This window comes from Rhodanobacter sp. C03, assembly GCF_002001175.1.
Lineage (GTDB): Bacteria > Pseudomonadota > Gammaproteobacteria > Xanthomonadales > Rhodanobacteraceae > Rhodanobacter.
The window spans coordinates 212,939-228,280 of sequence record NZ_MUNT01000005.1 but is presented as its reverse complement, the minus strand read 5'-3'; the positions used below and the strand labels follow the sequence as shown (position 1 = coordinate 228,280).

The window sequence follows — 15,342 nt, the reverse complement described above, 5'->3', positions numbered from 1 at the left end:
CATGGGACGTTAGCCGATAGCGTGGGGCTGTCAATGCCACACCGGTCGCCATGGCTCTACGCCCAGTGCTGCAACTGCTCCGCTGGCATGTCCATGCGCCGGCAGGCGCGGCTGGCGATGCCATCCTTCAATGCGGCGCGAAAGACTGGCGCGACAGTCCACAGCGCACGGGCCGCCAGTCGTGCCTGGCGCTGCTGCCGTGGTGTGCGGCCGAGCAGTTCAGTCGCCCAGTCCGGCAGCAGGGCTGCACCGGCGTGCAGAAACATGTCGCGTGACAGGCCAGCAGCGGGTATTGGCAGGCGCACCTGCGCCAGCAGTTCGAGCACCACGCGCGAGCGTTTGGTATAGACCAGTTCGGGTCGGATCCGCTGGAAATAGTCGTTGACGGCCTGTTCCGAAGCGGGCACCGCGTGTGCACCGAGTGCCTCGGCGATCCGCCGCACCTCGTCGTAATAACGGTCGGCTGCGTCACCCGGCAATGCCACATGGCTGTAGCGGCGATAGCCCTGCAGGAAGCTGTACGCCTCGGTGACATGCACCCAGGTGAGCAGCGCTGGATCGTCCGCGGCATACGGGCGTCCATCCTCGCCGTGGCCGGTGATATGCGTGTGGATCTGCCGCACGTGTTCGATCAGCGCATCGGCCTGCGTGCGCGGCGCATAGGTGGTGCCGCCCACGAACGCGGTGGTGCGCCGCAGCCGACCGAGCAGGTCGCCGCGGAAATTGGAATGATCCCAGACGCCGGCCAATGCCAGCGGATGCAGGGTCTGCAAGGTCAGCGCAGCGAGGCCGCCGGCCAGCATGCCGGGGAAGTCCGAGTGCACGCGCCAGGTGGCGCTGTTCGGCCCGAACAGGCCCGGATCACCCTGAGGGTGGTCATAGTCGAGACTGCCCGTGTTGGAGCGTGGAAAGGCGCTGAGAACCCAGCGACGGATCGGTTCGCGGGCAGGCCGGGTCAGCAGGTAGAGGGGCGAGGGCATGCCGCAGTTTATCGCCATGCTGGTTCTGGAAATTTGCTTCGGATGTCCATTGTGTTATGTATGTGATCATGCATTCCGCCACCGCCCGCCTGTATTTCTGGTTTTACGGCTATCCGAAGCCAACGGCGGCGGCGCGGGCGCGATCAACTTGAACTGATCAACACATCCCACACCAGACCGCCAGCACCACTGGCGGTTTTTTTATGGCCGCCACTGACAACCCCATCAGGAGAGCCGCCATGCACACCACCGATGACCTGCGCATCCGCGCCATCACCCGCCTCAGCACGCCGGCCGAAGTCATGCGCGATTGCGGGGTCGACGACCAGGGGGCTGCCACCGTGGATGCCTCGCGGCAGGCGTTGCACGGCATTCTCAGCGGCACCGACGACCGGCTCGCGGTGGTGATCGGGCCGTGCTCGATCCACGATACCGTTGCCGCACTGGAGTACGCCGCCCGGCTGGCGCCACTGCGTGGTGAGTTCGGCGATGCGCTGGAGATCGTGATGCGGGTGTACTTCGAGAAGCCGCGGACTACCGTGGGCTGGAAGGGGCTGATCAACGATCCCGACCTGGATGGCAGCTTCCAGATCGACAAGGGCTTGCGGGTGGCACGCGGCCTGCTGCGCGACATCAATGCGCTGGGTGTGCCGGCCGGCTGCGAGTTTCTCGACATGATCACGCCGCAATACATCGCCGATCTGGTCGCCTGGGGCGCGATCGGTGCGCGCACCACCGAAAGCCAGGTGCACCGCGAGCTGGCCTCCGGATTGTCGTGCCCGATCGGCTTCAAGAACGGCACCGACGGCAACGTGAAGATCGCGGTGGATGCCGTGCAGGCCGCCGCGCAGCCGCATCATTTCATGGCGGTCACCAAGGATGGCCAGGCGGCGATCGCCGCCACCAACGGTAACGGCGACTGTCACGTGATCCTGCGTGGCGGCAAGACACCAAACTACGATGCGGCCAGCGTCGATGCAGCGTGTGCGGCGATCGGCCGCGCCGGGTTGCCGGGCCGAGTGATGATCGATGTCAGTCACGCCAACAGCGGCAAGCAGCCCGAGAACCAGCCACATGTGGTCGAGGACATCGCTACGCGGATCGCCGACGGCGAGCGACGCATCCTCGGCGTAATGATAGAGAGCCACCTGCTCGCCGGGCGCCAGGAACTGCAGGCCGGGCAGACGCTGCGCTATGGCCAGAGCATTACCGATGGCTGCATTGGCTGGGAGTGCTCCGTCCAGGTACTGGAACGGCTGGCACAAGCGGTGCGGCAACGTCGCCAAGCCGACGCTGCCGCGATGTCGTCACGTCGCATCGCGAGCGCAGGTACCTGAGCTTCCGCAGTGAGGATCAGCCGTCCAGGCGGGCATCCAGCGTGATCGTCGCCTTCAACACCTTGGAGACCGGGCAGGCTTGCTTGGTTGCCTGTGCGATCTGGTCAAAAGTGGCTGTATCGATGCCTGGGATCTTGGCCCGGCAACTGAGATCCACCGTGGTGATCGAGAAGCCGTCGCCGTCCTTGTCCAGCGTCACCACGGCCTTGGTATCGATGCTGTCGGCGGTGAACCCGGCGTTGCCCAATCCGAGCGACAGCGCCATCGAATAGCAGCCGGCGTGGGCCGCCGCGATCAATTCCTCCGGATTGGTACCGGGGCCGTCCTCGAAGCGTGACTTGAAGCCGTACGGCGCCTCGCGCAGCGCGCCGGTTTCGGTCGAGATGCTGCCTTGGCCGTCCTTGATGCCGCCGGACCAATGGGCAGATGCGGATTTCTTCATGGGGCTCTCCTGTGGGGCGGTGGTGGGCAAGCGATCAGTGTGGCGACCCGTTCATGCAGATCGCGCGAAGGGATCAAAGTTTCCGCTTCACCTCCGATTACCACCAGCAGGCCGTATGCTGGGCGCTGATCCCGTCCGGATGGGTGCTTGCATGCCGTTTGCCATTCATCACGATCGCGCCGCGCATCGCTTCGAAACGGTGGTGGAGGGTGTGTATTGCGAACTCGATTACACGCTGGTGGCTGGTGCATTGACGATCACTCACACCGGGGTGCCTGCTGAAGTGGGTGGGCGCGGTATTGCGTCTGCACTCGTGCAGGCAGCCATGGACGCGGCGCGCGCCGAAGGCTGGAAGGTGGTGCCGGCCTGTTCGTATGCCTCGGTATGGATCACGCGGCATCCGGAGTATCAGGATTTGTGCCGGTGAAACTCCCGCTATCATCGCCGCATCGCTGGCCGTTGCGCCGGTCGTGCCGGAGGTTCCGTGATTCAGCGTGATGATCCATTGATAGTCAGCATGGCCGTGCCGCCGAGCGTTGCGTCGACACGGTGGCATGCATGAACAACCCTGCGTCGCCGGATGATGTGAATGTCGCGGTGAAGGCCAGGAAACGCCGCTGGCGACCGTTGCATTTCATGCAAACCCGCCCGCGGACGATTGTGTCGTTGGCGATCTTCGTCGTCACCAGTGGCGTGCTGGTGGCCAGCGGGTTGCGTCCGGCCATGTCGATCCTGCTTGGCTTCGATCTGGCTGCCCTGGTGTTTCTGGGCATTCTGGCGCGGATGTTCAACCGGGCCTCGCCGACGAGCATGCGCACCCAGGCACGCGCACAGGACACCGGGCGCTGGGGTGTCCTGTGGAGCGGCATCGTGCTGTCGTCGGTAGTGCTGGTGGCCTTGAGCAACGAGCTGCATGCGGCCAAGGGCGGTGGCGCGCTGGCCGTGGTGGTTGGCGCGCTCAGCGTGGTGCTGAGCTGGCTGTTTCTCAACACCATGTTCGCGATCCATTATGCGCACGGCTTCTACGGCGATTTTGGCGAGAAGCACTCCGGGCTGGATTTTCCCGACACGGCGGAACCGGATTACTGGGACTTTGCCTATTTCGCGATCGTGATCGGCATGACGTTCCAGGTTTCCGACGTGCAGATCACTAGCCGTTACCTGCGCCGCGTGGCCTTGCTGCAGAGCGTGATCGCGTTCTTCTTCAACGTGTTCATCATCGCGATCACGGTGAACATCGTGGCTGGGCTGGGCGGCTAGGCCGGCATTGATAGTGCAGGGTGTGTGGACGATGTAACCGTCGATAGACGAGCGGCGAATGAAACGATGGAGACGGCATGAACGTCTTCATCCCTTTCTTGCCAGGAACTTCCGATGAACGCACGCCTTGCCACCCTTCTCGTTGCCGCCATGACCTGCGGTTTTGCCACGGCTCCAGTGTTCGCGCAGGACGCCATGCCCGCCAGCTCCAGCACTGCGATGTCGCACGACTCGATGAAGCATGACTCCATGAAGGGCGATTCGATGAAGGGCGACTCCATGAAGCACGACTCCATGTCGCACGATTCGATGAAGCACGACTCCATGAAGCATGATTCGATGAAGCACGACTCGATGATGAAAACTCCTGCGAGCTCGACCAGCACTGGCGGCTAAGCAGCAAGCCGGATGGCTTTCGCGGGAGTGTCACCTATACGAGACTCCCGCGGGTTTGTGCCGTGAGTTTCGGCGCTGCTGGCGTAGGTGCATACTTGGCGATGATTCCGCTGCAGGTCGCCTGGCATGAATAGTTCATTCGTTCGGCGTCTCGGCATCGAGCATCCGCTGATCCAGGCGCCGATGTCCGGCTCGACACCACCGGCTTTGGTGGCAGCGGTATCGAATGCGGGCGGACTTGGGTCGCTGGGTGCCGGTTATCTGGAGCCGCAGGCTATCCTCGAGCAAGCGGCGCAGATACGTGCACTTGGCGACCGGCCTTACGCGATCGGTCTCTTCGTGCTGCCGGATGAATTCGATGCCGACATGGCGGCAGTGGCGAAGGCGCGCGAGCAGCTCGATGCGCTGATGGTGCAGGAAGGTCTCGATGTTCGTACCAGCCTGCCGGTGCGCTGGGCGCCACGTTTCTCCGATCAGTTCGCCGCCCTGTGCGAGGCTCGCCCGGCGGTAGCGAGCTTTGCGTTCGGTGTGATCAGCCCGGCGCAGTTGCGCGAGCTGCAGCAGCGCGACATTTACGTGATCGGTACTGCCACCACGGTGGCCGAAGCGCGCGCCTGGGCCGAAGGCGGCGCGGATGCCGTCTGCGTGCAGGGCGCCGAGGCCGGTGGCCATCGTGGCACCTTCCTGCATGAGGCCGAGGACGCCATGATCGGCCTGTTTGCGTTGTTGCCGCTCACCGTGCGTGCGTTGGCGGCTTGTGGGTGGGATGTTCCGGTGATCGCCGCTGGCGGCATCATGGATGGCCGCGGCATGCTGGCGGCGGAAATCCTCGGTGCGGCGGCCAGCCAACTCGGTACCGCCTTCCTCACTTGCCCGGAATCTTCGGCGGCCGAGGCGTGGAAGCAGGATCTGCCTCGGGTCGAGGAACACCGGGTCACCACCATCCGGGGTTTCTCAGGGCGCGCCGCCCGGGGCCTGCGTAACCGCTTCGTCGAAGCCATGCCGCACGCCGCACAGGGACTGCCGTATCCGGTGCTGAATGCGCTGACTGCGCCGTTGCGCCGGGCCGCTGCGGCCGCCGGGCGCGGCGATCTGCTGTCCGAATGGTGCGGGCAGGCCGCTGGTCTGGTGCGGCCGCAGCCGGCCGCCGAGCTGGTGGCGCGCCTGATGCACGAATACCGGCTGGCCAGACGGTTGCAGGCACCCTGAGCGTGTCCAAAGCACCCTCGCCGGCAGGCGGTTATACTGCGTCCGCGGCATTTTGCGCTGCGATCACGCATTGAGGCTCCTCCTCTTGAGTACTGCCCGTACGAACAAGGCCGTCACCACGGCCACCCTGCGCAAGTCCGTCATCGACGCGCTGGAAGAATTGAAAGCCAAGGACGTTCGCGAGATCGACGTTCGCGGCAAGACCTCCATCGCCGACCTGCTGGTCATCGCCTCCGGCACCTCGGCACGCCACGTCAAATCCATTGCCGACGAAGTCGCCCGGTTCGCCAAGAAGGCCGGTGTGATGCCGCTGGGCGTGGAAGGCGAAGTGGAAGGCGAATGGGTACTGGTCGACCTGGGCGACGTGATCGTCCATGTGATGCTGCCGCGCATCCGCGAGTTCTATGGTCTCGAGCGGTTGTGGACGGTGGGCGACCACGGGCACGAAGTCGATACCATGCAAGCCGGCTGAGCTGAATCTTCGGCATGCGCGCACGCCTGATCGCTGTCGGCGAACGCATGCCCGGCTGGGTCGCCGAAGGCTTTGCCGAATACCGCAAGCGGCTCTCGCATGAGTTGCCGCTGGAACTGGTCGAACTGAAACCCGGCATTCGCGGCAAGGGTCGCGACGATGCGCGGGCGATCCAGGACGAGGGTGCGGCGATACTCGCTGCCCTGCCGCATGACAGCCACGTGGTTGCGCTTGATGGGCGCGGCAAGACCTGGGCCAGCGAGGAGCTGGCCGAACAACTGGCGCGCTGGCGCATGGCCGGACGCGATTTGGCGTTCCTGATCGGTGGGCCGGACGGCCACGCAGCCGACGTGTTGGCGCGTGCCGACCAGCGCTGGTCACTCGGCTCGCTGACCCTGCCGCACATGCTGGTGCGGCTGGTACTGGCCGAGCAGTTGTATCGTGCTACCACGATCATGGCCGGACATCCCTATCATCGAGCCTGATCACTGTCCTGCCCAAGGAACTCATTCGTCATGTCCTTCCAGATCCGTCAGGCCACGATCCTCGACCTCGATACGCTGGCACCGCTGTTCGACGGTTATCGCCAGTTCTATGGCCAGTCGGCGGACCTGGCGCGAGCGCACGATTTTCTGGCGGAACGCTTCCGCCACCATGAGTCGCTGATCCTGCTGGCGCGCGACGAACACGGGGGCGGACTCGGCTTCACCCAGCTCTATCCGCTGTTTTCCTCGGTGCGCACGGTGCGCACGTGGCTGCTCAACGACCTGTTTGTGGTGCCATCGGCGCGCCGGCAGGGCGTGGCGGCGGCGCTGCTCACGGCGGCGACGGAACATGCACGGGCGCTGGGCGCGGCCAGCCTGTCGCTGTCGACCGCGCTGGACAATGCGCCGGCGCAGGCGCTGTACGAATCGCTGGGCTGGCAGCGCGAGCGGCAGTTCTGCGAGTACAGCCTCACGCTGTAAGCCGTTACGCTGGCAGCTTCATGATCGATCGGAATTCGCATGCTTCATCTCGCTTCGCAGTCGCCGCGCCGCCGCCAGTTGCTGGAACAGATCGGTGTCGATTTCGTGGTACTCGATGTCGAAGTGGCGGAGCAGCGTGCGCCGGACGAATCGCCGCAGGCGTACGTGAGCCGGGTAGCGCGTGACAAAGCGCATGCCGGACTGGCCGGTATGGCTCACGCCAGTGATGCTGTCGTGCTCGGTGCGGATACCGAGGTGGTGCTGGACGATGAAGTGTTCGGCAAGCCGCACGATGCAGAGGATGCTGCCGCGATGCTGCGGCGACTGTCCGGGCGCACGCATGCGGTGATCTCGGTGGTGTGGCTGGTCAGCGCCGCACGCGAGCAGTGTGCGGTGTGCCTATCGCAGGTGCGCTTCGCGCCACTGGACGAATCGACCATCGCTGCTTATGTGGCCACTGGCGAGCCGTTCGGCAAGGCTGGCGCGTATGCGATCCAGGGATGCGGTGCGGCCTTGGTCGAGCATCTGCAGGGCAGCTATTCCGGTGTGATGGGACTGCCGGTATTCGAAACCGCGCGCCTGCTGCGCGATTTCGATGCGACCGCGGGCATGAGCCTCAACCGTGCAGATTGGCCGCGATAAACCAACCCGCCACGGCCAGCAAATTGTTGATGCCATGCGCCAGCACCGCTGGCCAGATCGAACCCGAGTGCAGCCGCAGCCATGCCAGCGCCAGTGCCAGCAACACCAGGTCAGGCAACGCGAACCATTGCCACTGCAGCCCGGGCAGGTGCACCAGGGCGAACGTCAGCGAACTGATCGCCACCGCCCAGGCCGGCTGCCAGCGGCACAGCAGTGCCGACAGCAACACGCCGCGGAACAACAGTTCCTCCACCACCGGCCCCAAGCTCACCACGACCAGCACCAGTGGAAGGCGCCACGCCAACGGGGTGCCGGCGCCGAGTTGCTGGATGTCCTGGGTCACCACGTGTCCATGCGCCAGCAACTGGGTCAGCCATCCGCCGAGCAATGGTGCAGCCAGTCCGATCGCGACCGCCAGCAGCAGGAACCGTGAGCGTGCCGGGCGCACGAAACCGAAACCCGGTGGTTGTGCCAGCGACCACAGATGCGACCAGCGACGCTGTGTCAGCAGCAGGATCCATGCCGCAGCCAGGCCCAGCGTGAGTATCACCAGCAACGCCTGCGTACCGGGTTGTTCCAGCATGGCGCGGATTCCGTCACCGGCATGAGCCACGCCTTGCTGCAAATGGACGAAACCGGTCATCAGGCCCATTACCAGTGCGATCAGGGCGCTGCCGACGGCCTGCAGCAGGAAATACAGTGCGATCAATCCCAGTGCGCTCCACAGGCTGGGCGCGCGGACGAGCGGCGGCATCAGCGGCACCGGTGGTGTGGCAGACGGCAACAGGGAAGTTTGGGTGTACATGGCATCCATGGTGAAGCTGATCCTGGACAGTCGCGCAGACGATTTGCCCGGACGACTCGTGCGACGTTCAACGCACACAAACTAGTTGCCTGCCGGCGATCGGCGCAATCGGTCGATCGGCATGGTCGTCGTTGTAATCGCCGTATCCATCGGTGACTTGCGGCCGCAAGAAATCGCGGTAACATCCGGATACCGAGCGGGTCAGGGGACATCGATGGCTATCGATTTTGGCAGGACTGCCAGTGATTACGCGCGCCATCGCGCCGGGTTTCCTGATGCCTTCTTCGAGCGGTTGTTTGCCGACGGTACGGTGCAGCCGGGCAACCTCGTGTTGGACCTGGGCAGCGGCACCGGGACCGTCGCCCGCGGACTGGCCGTGCGCGGTTGCGAGCTGACCGCGCTGGATCATTCCGCTTCGCTGCTGGCAGAGGCTGCGGAACTCGATCGCGCGGCGGGCGTACAAGTGAAGCAGGTGCGTGCTCGCGTCGAGAATGCCGACTTCGCCGCAGCCTCGTTTGACGTGATCACCGCGGGTCAATGCTGGCACTGGTTCGATCGGCAGCGCACGGCGGCGCTCGCGCGTAGCTGGCTGAAGCCTGGCGGTCGACTGGTGATTGCGCATTTCGACTGGCTGCCGTTGAACGGCAACCTGGTGCAGGACACCGAACGGCTGATCCTGACCTGCAACCCGGGCTGGACCATGCACAGCGGCAGCGGCCTGTATCCGGCATGGTTGAAGGACGTGGCCGAGGCCGGCTTCACCGGTCTGCGCACGTATTCATTCGACCTCGATGTGCCGTACAGCCATGTGGACTGGCGCGGCCGCATTCGCGCCAGTGCCGCCATCGGCGCGGTGCTGGACAGGGCCAGGGTGCAACGTTTCGACAGCGAACTGGCTACCATGCTGACAGCCCGACATGCGACCGAGCCGATGGCGGTGCCTCACCGTGTATGGGTGTTGAGCGCGCTGACGCCTGGCTTGCTTGCCTGACGGCGTCAGCCGAGCATCAGCACGCGAAAGACACCGACGCCGGCCATCAGCAGGGTCGCGGCCCAGCTGAGCATGCCGACCGCGAAACCCGGGCCGCGCTTGCCGGCGTCCTGCAGGTAAGTCAACGCATACCAGACGCGTCCGACGATCCAGACCAGTCCGGCCACGCCGGCCCAGCCGCTGAAACCGTAGTTTGCCGCCAGCCACAGCGTGGGCAGGAACATCACCGTGCTTTCCAGCGTATTCATCTGCACCCGGTAAGCGCGCTCGAACGCCGGATCGCCACTGATTGCCGGCGCCTTGATGCCGTACTTGCCGCGGGCGCGGCCCACGGCCCACATGGTGCCAAACAGCAACAGGACGGTGAGCAGGGTAACCAGGGCAGGCAGATGGGTCATGGTGGATCCTCGGGAAAGATCGCCTACTGTAGCCGCAGCACATGCGTGGCGTGATGCCGGACAAGGCGCTATCGTCGCTGTGCGGCACCGGGTCCGGTGCGTCAATCAGTAGCGAGGGGCATATGGATTGGCAGAAAGGCGAAACCAGCGACAACGTCGAGGTCGATAGCGGCGGCGGTGGCGGCGGAGGTCGGGGCTTTGGTGGTGGCGGTGGCCGCATGGGAATAGGCGGTCTCATCGTGCTCGCCATTCTTGGTTGGGTTTTCTTCAAGAATCCGCTGGCACTGCTGGACCAGGGCGGCGGTCAATCTTCTGCACCGACCCAGACAGGCGTGCCCGCGCAGGTCGACCCCCAACAGGAGTTGTTCGTCAAAAAGATCCTCGGTTCGACCGAAAAGACCTGGGGCGATATTTTCGCGGCGAATGGCAATACTTACGTCGATCCCAAGCTTGAGTTGTTCAGCGGTGGTGTGAATACCGCCTGCGGTGCTGCTTCGACTGCAGTCGGACCGTTTTATTGCCCGGGCGACCAGAAGGTGTATCTGGATGTCGCGTTCTTTCAGGAACTGCAGGATCGTTTCCATGCCTCCGGCGATTTCGCCCGCGCCTATGTGATCGCACATGAAGTCGGCCACCACGTGCAGAAGCTGACCGGTGTGTTCGACAAGGTGCAGCAGTTGCAGCGGCAGGGGCAACCCATGGACGGCGCAGATGGCTTGTCGGTGCGGCAGGAACTGCAGGCAGACTGCTTTGCCGGCGTGTGGGCCAACCGCAGCCAGCAACGGCTGCAATGGCTGCAGGCAGGCGACGTGGAATCGGCACTCAATGCCGCCAGCCAGATCGGTGACGACACCCTGCAAAAGGAGGCGCGCGGCACGGTCGTCCCGGACTCGTTCACTCATGGCACCTCCGCGCAAAGGGTGAAGTGGTTCAAGACCGGTTTCAGCAGCGGCAACATGGCCCAGTGCGACACGTTTGCCGGCGAGCCGTAGGACGATTCGGCGTTTGTGAAGAAAGGCCTGCCACATGGCAGGCCTTTTACGCCCTAGACTCCGCAGGCTGCGTGCCTCGGGGTGCGCCATGGTCAGCTTGATGAAACACCCCTGTCTGCGTTGCGGTGCCTGTTGTGCCTTCTTCCGCGTGTCATTCCACTGGTCGGAGGCGGATGCATCGCTCGGTGGATGCGTACCACCGGAGCTCACCGAGAAACTTGATCCGCACCGGTTGGCGATGCTCGGCACCGATGCCGCGCATCCACGCTGCGTGGCTCTGCAGGGAACCATAGGTGTGGCGGCGCATTGTGGTATCTACGCACGGCGGCCGTCGGTATGCCGAGAAGTGCAGCCGTCGTGGGAGTTCGGCACGATCAGTCTGCAATGCGACAAGGGACGCCTCGCGCATGGGCTGCCGGTGCTGACGCCGCAGGACTGGCTCGAGCCATTCGATACCGACACGCCGCCGTTGCCGCAGATCGCTTGAAGCTCGCCCCCTGTAGGAGCGGCTTCAGCCGCGAAGCTTCCGCTCAATCGAACCGATAGATGTCCATCGCCAGCAGGCCCATGTCGATGCCTGCGTCGATCCGTTGTGCGTGGGCTTTCGCACCGGCCGCACCCAACGCCACGAAGAGCGGCAACAGATGTTCGTCGGTGGGATGCGCGCGTTCGGCGAATGGCGCCTGGTGGCGATAGTCGAGCAGCGCGTCGATGTCGCCAGCGGCGAGCTTCTGTTCGATCCAGTCGATAAATGGTTTTACGTACGGCGCCTGCCGCTCGTCGCTGTAGCCGGCGCGGAGATCGTGCAGGTTGTGGGTGATGCTGCCCGAACCGATCACCAGCACGCCCTCGTCGCGCAGCGGTGCCAGCGCCTGTCCCAGCGCGTACTGGTGCGCAGGGCCGAGTTCGGGCTGGATCGAGACCGGTACCACCGGAATGTCCGCTGCCGGATACAGCAAGCGCAGCGGCACCCAGGCGCCGTGATCCAGGCCGCGGTCGGGATCGGCGATGGGCGCAAGGCCCGCATGATCCAGCAGCTGCATGACGCGGTCGGCCAAGGCGGAATGCCCCGGCGCCGGATAGCGCAGCTGATACAGCGGTGCGGGAAAGCCGCCGAAATCGTGGATCGTCTCGGGTCTGGTCGCACTGCCGACCTGCGGCCGCCGTGACAGCCAGTGGGCGCTGGCCATCACGATCGCCTTTGGCCGCGGCAGCACGGCGGCCAGCTCGGCCAGCCGTTCGCCGGTCAGGCCGGGTTGCAGCGCGGTCATCGGTGAACCGTGCGAGATGTACAGACTGGGCAGGCTGGTCATGGCGTCGTCCATTGGCAAAGGTTGCCCATGAAGTATGGGCGCCAATGTATTTTCCATCAGACCTCGCTGGAAACACGCTGTCGCCCGATCGAAACGATCAGGCGACCCGGCCGAGTGTTTTGCGAATCACTTGTGCGGCGGTTTTCCGCCAGCGTGCCGCGGTTTGAAACCACCGAGCTTGGGAGCGCCGGGTTTGAAGCCGCCCGGCTTGAATCCACCGGGCTTCTTGAAGCCACCCGGCTTGTGCGCCGGCGCCGCATGGCCGGCGTCGGTGTCGGTGCCGTCCCACTCGTGGATGCGCAGCTGCTGCTGTACCACCCATACTTTCTTGAGGTGCTCGAACACTTCCTTTGGCATGCCATCGGGCAAGTCGATCAGGCTGTAGTGGTCGCGGATGCTGAGGCGGCCGATGAACTGGCTTTCCAGTCCAGCTTCATTGGCGATCGCGCCGACGATGTTGCCCGGCTTTACGCCGTGCTCGTGGCCAACCTCGATGCGGTAGGTACGCTTGCCTTCCTCGGTGGCATGCGCGCGTGCCGGACGATGGCCGAATTCGCGCGGTGGTGCCTGCTCGTGTCCGGCACGCTCATGCGCGCTGTGTTCGCGTGGTTTGTGCTCACGGACGGGGCGACTCGCCGCGCCCTCGCGGTCGGACGACGGACGGCGCTCGCTGCTGGTACGTTCGCGCGGTGCCGCGCGCTCGACACGCTCACGTGAGGCGGGTTCGTATTTTTCGCGCTTCGGCGGCGGTGCCAGCAGCAGCGGCTGGTCGCCCTGTGCGATGCGTGCCAGTGCGGCAGCGATCTCGAGCGCCGGCACGTTGTGTTCCTGCTCGTACTGTTCGATCAGCTGCTGGAACTGGCCCAGGTTGCCCTGCGCCAGCATGTCGCTGATGCGCTGCTTGAACTTGCCGATGCGCACGTCATTGACGACGTCGACCGACGGCAGCTGCATCTGCTCGATCGGCTGGCGGGTGGCGCGCTCGATCGCGTTCAGCATGCCGCGCTCGCGCGGGCTGACGAACAGGATCGCGTCGCCGGCGCGACCGGCGCGGCCGGTGCGGCCGATGCGATGCACGTAGCTTTCGGTGTCGTACGGGATGTCGTAATTGAATACGTGGCTGATCCGTTCCACATCGAGGCCGCGCGCGGCCACGTCAGTGGCGACCAGGATGTCGAGCTTGCCGTCCTTCAGCTGCTGGATCACGCGCTCGCGTTGCGGCTGGGCGATGTCGCCGTTGATCGCGGCGGCAGCGAGGCCGCGCGCCTGCAGCTTGCCGGCCAGTTCTTCGGTGGCCTGCTTGGTGCGCGCAAAGATGATCATCGCGTCGAATGGTTCGGCTTCGAGGATGCGCGTCAAGGCATCGAGCTTGTGCATGCCGCTGACGAACCAGTAGCGCTGGCGGATGTTCGGCGCGGTGCTGGTGGAGGACTTGATCGTGACCTCGACCGGATCCTTCAAGTGGCGCTGGGCGATCTTGCGGATCACGCTGGGCATCGTCGCCGAGAACAGCGCGACCTGGCGTTCCGGCGGAGTCGCCTGCAGTACCTTCTCGACATCGTCGATGAAGCCCATGCGCAGCATCTCGTCGGCTTCGTCGAGCACCAGATATTTCAGCTCGGACAGATCCAGCGTGCCCTTGTCCATGTGATCGATCACGCGGCCGGGCGTGCCGACCACCACATGCACACCGCGCTTCAGTGAGTGCAGCTGCGGGCCGTAGCTCTGGCCACCGTAGATCGGCAGCACCTGGAAACCGGGGATGTGTGCGGCGTAGCGCTGGAAGGCCTCGGCGACCTGGATCGCCAGTTCGCGCGTGGGCGCCAGCACGAGTGCCTGCGGCTTGCCGGCGCGCGGGCTGATCCGCGACAGGATCGGCAGCGCGAACGCGGCGGTCTTGCCGGTGCCGGTCTGCGCCTGGCCGAGTACGTCGCGGCCTTCGAGCAGCGGCGGGATGGTGGCGGCCTGGATCGGCGAAGGCGATTCGTAGCCGACGTCGGACAGTACGCGCAAAACGTCGGGGTGCAGCGCGAGTGCGCCGAAGCCGGACGGAACCGGGGCGTTGTCGGAAGCGGGGGATGACATGGGAACCTCGAAACGGGAAGCGGCATCGGGAATGCGACGCGCAAGTCGTGCATTCTATCAGTCTGCGGCCTTGCGCGTTGCGGTATTGGCTGAACGTGAAGGGCAGATGCGTGGTTATGCTGGAATGGTGGATGTAAGGACGATGGGTATGTTTGAGACGATTTCCGAACAGCGGCTGCATGGCGGCATCCAGGGCTTTTACCGGCACCAGTCGGACGCTTGCGGCGGCCCGATGCGTGTTGCCGTGTATCAGCCGCCGCAAGCCGTGCAGCAACGCTGCCCGGTGCTGTATTTCCTGGCCGGGCTGACCTGCAGCGAGGAAACCGCCACGATCAAGGCCGGTGCACAGCGGCTGGCCGCCGAACTTGGCCTGGTACTGGTGATGTCCGATACCAGCCCACGCGGCACCGGTATCGACGGCGCCACCGGTGACTGGGAGTTCGGTGAGGGCGCCGGCTTCTATGTTGATGCCACCGAAGCGCCGTGGTCGTCACGTTTTCGCATGCACAGCTACGTGGTGGATGAATTGCCGGCACTGCTCGCCACCCACTTTGCGGTGGATGTCTCGCGCAGCGGCATTTGCGGTCATTCGATGGGCGGCCATGGCGCGTTGACGATCGCCTTGAAACATCCCTCGCGTTACCGCTCGGTATCAGCGTTCGCGCCAATCGTGGCGCCGAGTGAGGTGCCGTGGGGACGCAAGGCGCTGCCGCGCTACCTCGGTGCCGACCAGGACACCTGGACCGGTTACGACGCTTGTGCACTGGTGCGGCGACAAACCTTTCCCGGCACGATCCTGATCGATCAGGGTGAGGCCGATCAGTTTCTGGAGGTCCAGCTGAAGCCCGAACTGTTCGACCAGGCCTGTGCCGAAGCAGGCCAGTCATTGCTGCTACGCCGACATGCCGGCTACGACCACAGCTACTGGTTCATCGCCAGTTTCATCGACGATCACCTGCGCCATCACGCCACGGCACTCGGATTGCTGTAGCGGCAATCCGAAAGCAAATGTAGGAGCGGCTTCAGCCGCGACGCTTTTTGCTGAAGCTGAAACG

At 64.7% G+C, this 15,342-nt stretch carries 19 protein-coding genes; 13 read left to right on the top strand and 6 right to left on the bottom strand.

All coding sequences use genetic code 11. The features are described 5' to 3' along the window. Positions 1–56: 56 nt before the first annotated feature. On the bottom strand, positions 57–980 hold the full coding sequence (locus tag B0E48_RS07895; protein WP_077517594.1) for an oxygenase MpaB family protein: 924 nt from the start codon (positions 978–980) through the stop codon (positions 57–59). A 239-nt stretch (positions 981–1,219) separates the two neighbouring features. On the opposite strand from B0E48_RS07895, the gene B0E48_RS07890 reads away from it, so the two are divergent. After that, positions 1,220–2,317, top strand: a complete 1,098-nt coding sequence (locus B0E48_RS07890; RefSeq protein ID WP_077517592.1) for a 3-deoxy-7-phosphoheptulonate synthase — start codon at positions 1,220–1,222, stop codon at positions 2,315–2,317. A gap of 16 nt (positions 2,318–2,333) precedes the next feature. Here B0E48_RS07890 and B0E48_RS07885 read toward each other — a convergent pair whose 3' ends face one another. Further along, on the bottom strand, positions 2,334–2,759 hold the full coding sequence (locus tag B0E48_RS07885; protein ID WP_077517591.1) for an OsmC family protein: 426 nt from the start codon (positions 2,757–2,759) through the stop codon (positions 2,334–2,336). A 151-nt stretch (positions 2,760–2,910) separates the two neighbouring features. On the opposite strand from B0E48_RS07885, the gene B0E48_RS07880 reads away from it, so the two are divergent. From B0E48_RS07880 to B0E48_RS07845, 8 genes are all read left to right on the top strand, one after another. Continuing rightward, complete coding sequence (locus B0E48_RS07880; RefSeq protein WP_077517590.1) at positions 2,911–3,186, top strand: GNAT family N-acetyltransferase; 276 nt, start codon at positions 2,911–2,913, stop codon at positions 3,184–3,186. Between the two features lie 131 nt (positions 3,187–3,317). Continuing rightward, positions 3,318–4,019: a DUF1345 domain-containing protein gene (locus B0E48_RS07875; RefSeq protein WP_077517588.1), complete on the top strand. Its 702-nt coding sequence runs from the start codon at positions 3,318–3,320 to the stop codon at positions 4,017–4,019. 114 nt (positions 4,020–4,133) lie between these two features. Then, positions 4,134–4,415 (top strand): pentapeptide MXKDX repeat protein, encoded by a 282-nt coding sequence (locus tag B0E48_RS07870; protein ID WP_077517586.1) that lies wholly within the window; start codon positions 4,134–4,136, stop codon positions 4,413–4,415. A gap of 126 nt (positions 4,416–4,541) precedes the next feature. Next, positions 4,542–5,624: a nitronate monooxygenase gene (locus B0E48_RS07865; protein ID WP_077517584.1), complete on the top strand. Its 1,083-nt coding sequence runs from the start codon at positions 4,542–4,544 to the stop codon at positions 5,622–5,624. Positions 5,625–5,709: 85 nt separating this feature from the next. Beyond that, the gene (gene rsfS / locus B0E48_RS07860; RefSeq protein WP_077517582.1) at positions 5,710–6,096 is read left to right on the top strand and encodes a ribosome silencing factor; all 387 of its coding nucleotides are present in this window, start codon (positions 5,710–5,712) and stop codon (positions 6,094–6,096) included. Between the two features lie 14 nt (positions 6,097–6,110). Then, on the top strand, positions 6,111–6,581 hold the full coding sequence (rlmH, locus tag B0E48_RS07855) for a 23S rRNA (pseudouridine(1915)-N(3))-methyltransferase RlmH (protein WP_077517580.1): 471 nt from the start codon (positions 6,111–6,113) through the stop codon (positions 6,579–6,581). A 30-nt stretch (positions 6,582–6,611) separates the two neighbouring features. Next, entirely contained in the window at positions 6,612–7,061 is a 450-nt protein-coding gene (locus B0E48_RS07850) for a GNAT family N-acetyltransferase (protein WP_077517578.1), read from the top strand. A 39-nt stretch (positions 7,062–7,100) separates the two neighbouring features. Beyond that, positions 7,101–7,703, top strand: coding sequence for a Maf family protein (locus B0E48_RS07845; protein WP_077517576.1), 603 nt, complete (start codon positions 7,101–7,103; stop codon positions 7,701–7,703). On the opposite strand, the gene B0E48_RS07840 is transcribed toward B0E48_RS07845, so the two are convergent. Beyond that, positions 7,678–8,517, bottom strand: coding sequence for a type II CAAX endopeptidase family protein (locus tag B0E48_RS07840; RefSeq protein WP_254423893.1), 840 nt, complete (start codon positions 8,515–8,517; stop codon positions 7,678–7,680). The two genes, B0E48_RS07845 and B0E48_RS07840, sit on opposite strands and share 26 nt — an antisense overlap. 205 nt (positions 8,518–8,722) lie before the next feature. On the opposite strand from B0E48_RS07840, the gene B0E48_RS07835 reads away from it, so the two are divergent. Next, positions 8,723–9,499, top strand: a complete 777-nt coding sequence (locus tag B0E48_RS07835) for a class I SAM-dependent methyltransferase (protein ID WP_077517574.1) — start codon at positions 8,723–8,725, stop codon at positions 9,497–9,499. A 5-nt stretch (positions 9,500–9,504) separates the two neighbouring features. Here the strand turns inward: B0E48_RS07835 and B0E48_RS07830 are convergent, their stop codons facing one another. Then, positions 9,505–9,897 (bottom strand): MAPEG family protein, encoded by a 393-nt coding sequence (locus B0E48_RS07830; protein ID WP_077517572.1) that lies wholly within the window; start codon positions 9,895–9,897, stop codon positions 9,505–9,507. Positions 9,898–10,019: 122 nt separating this feature from the next. On the opposite strand from B0E48_RS07830, the gene B0E48_RS07825 reads away from it, so the two are divergent. Then, complete coding sequence (locus tag B0E48_RS07825; RefSeq protein WP_077517675.1) at positions 10,020–10,889, top strand: neutral zinc metallopeptidase; 870 nt, start codon at positions 10,020–10,022, stop codon at positions 10,887–10,889. 100 nt (positions 10,890–10,989) lie between these two features. Next, entirely contained in the window at positions 10,990–11,376 is a 387-nt protein-coding gene (locus B0E48_RS07820; protein ID WP_077517570.1) for a YkgJ family cysteine cluster protein, read from the top strand. A gap of 43 nt (positions 11,377–11,419) precedes the next feature. On the opposite strand, the gene B0E48_RS07815 is transcribed toward B0E48_RS07820, so the two are convergent. Continuing rightward, positions 11,420–12,202, bottom strand: coding sequence for a class III extradiol ring-cleavage dioxygenase (locus B0E48_RS07815; protein ID WP_077517674.1), 783 nt, complete (start codon positions 12,200–12,202; stop codon positions 11,420–11,422). A 126-nt stretch (positions 12,203–12,328) separates the two neighbouring features. Further along, a complete protein-coding gene (locus B0E48_RS07810) occupies positions 12,329–14,287 on the bottom strand; it encodes a DEAD/DEAH box helicase (protein WP_077517568.1) in 1,959 nt (652 codons plus the stop codon). 142 nt (positions 14,288–14,429) lie between these two features. Here B0E48_RS07810 and fghA point away from each other — a divergent pair, with 142 nt between their 5' ends. Then, positions 14,430–15,278 carry an S-formylglutathione hydrolase gene (fghA, locus tag B0E48_RS07805; protein WP_077517566.1) on the top strand — a complete coding sequence of 283 codons (849 nt, stop codon included), beginning with the start codon at positions 14,430–14,432 and terminating at the stop codon, positions 15,276–15,278. The last annotated feature ends 64 nt before the right edge of the window (positions 15,279–15,342 follow it).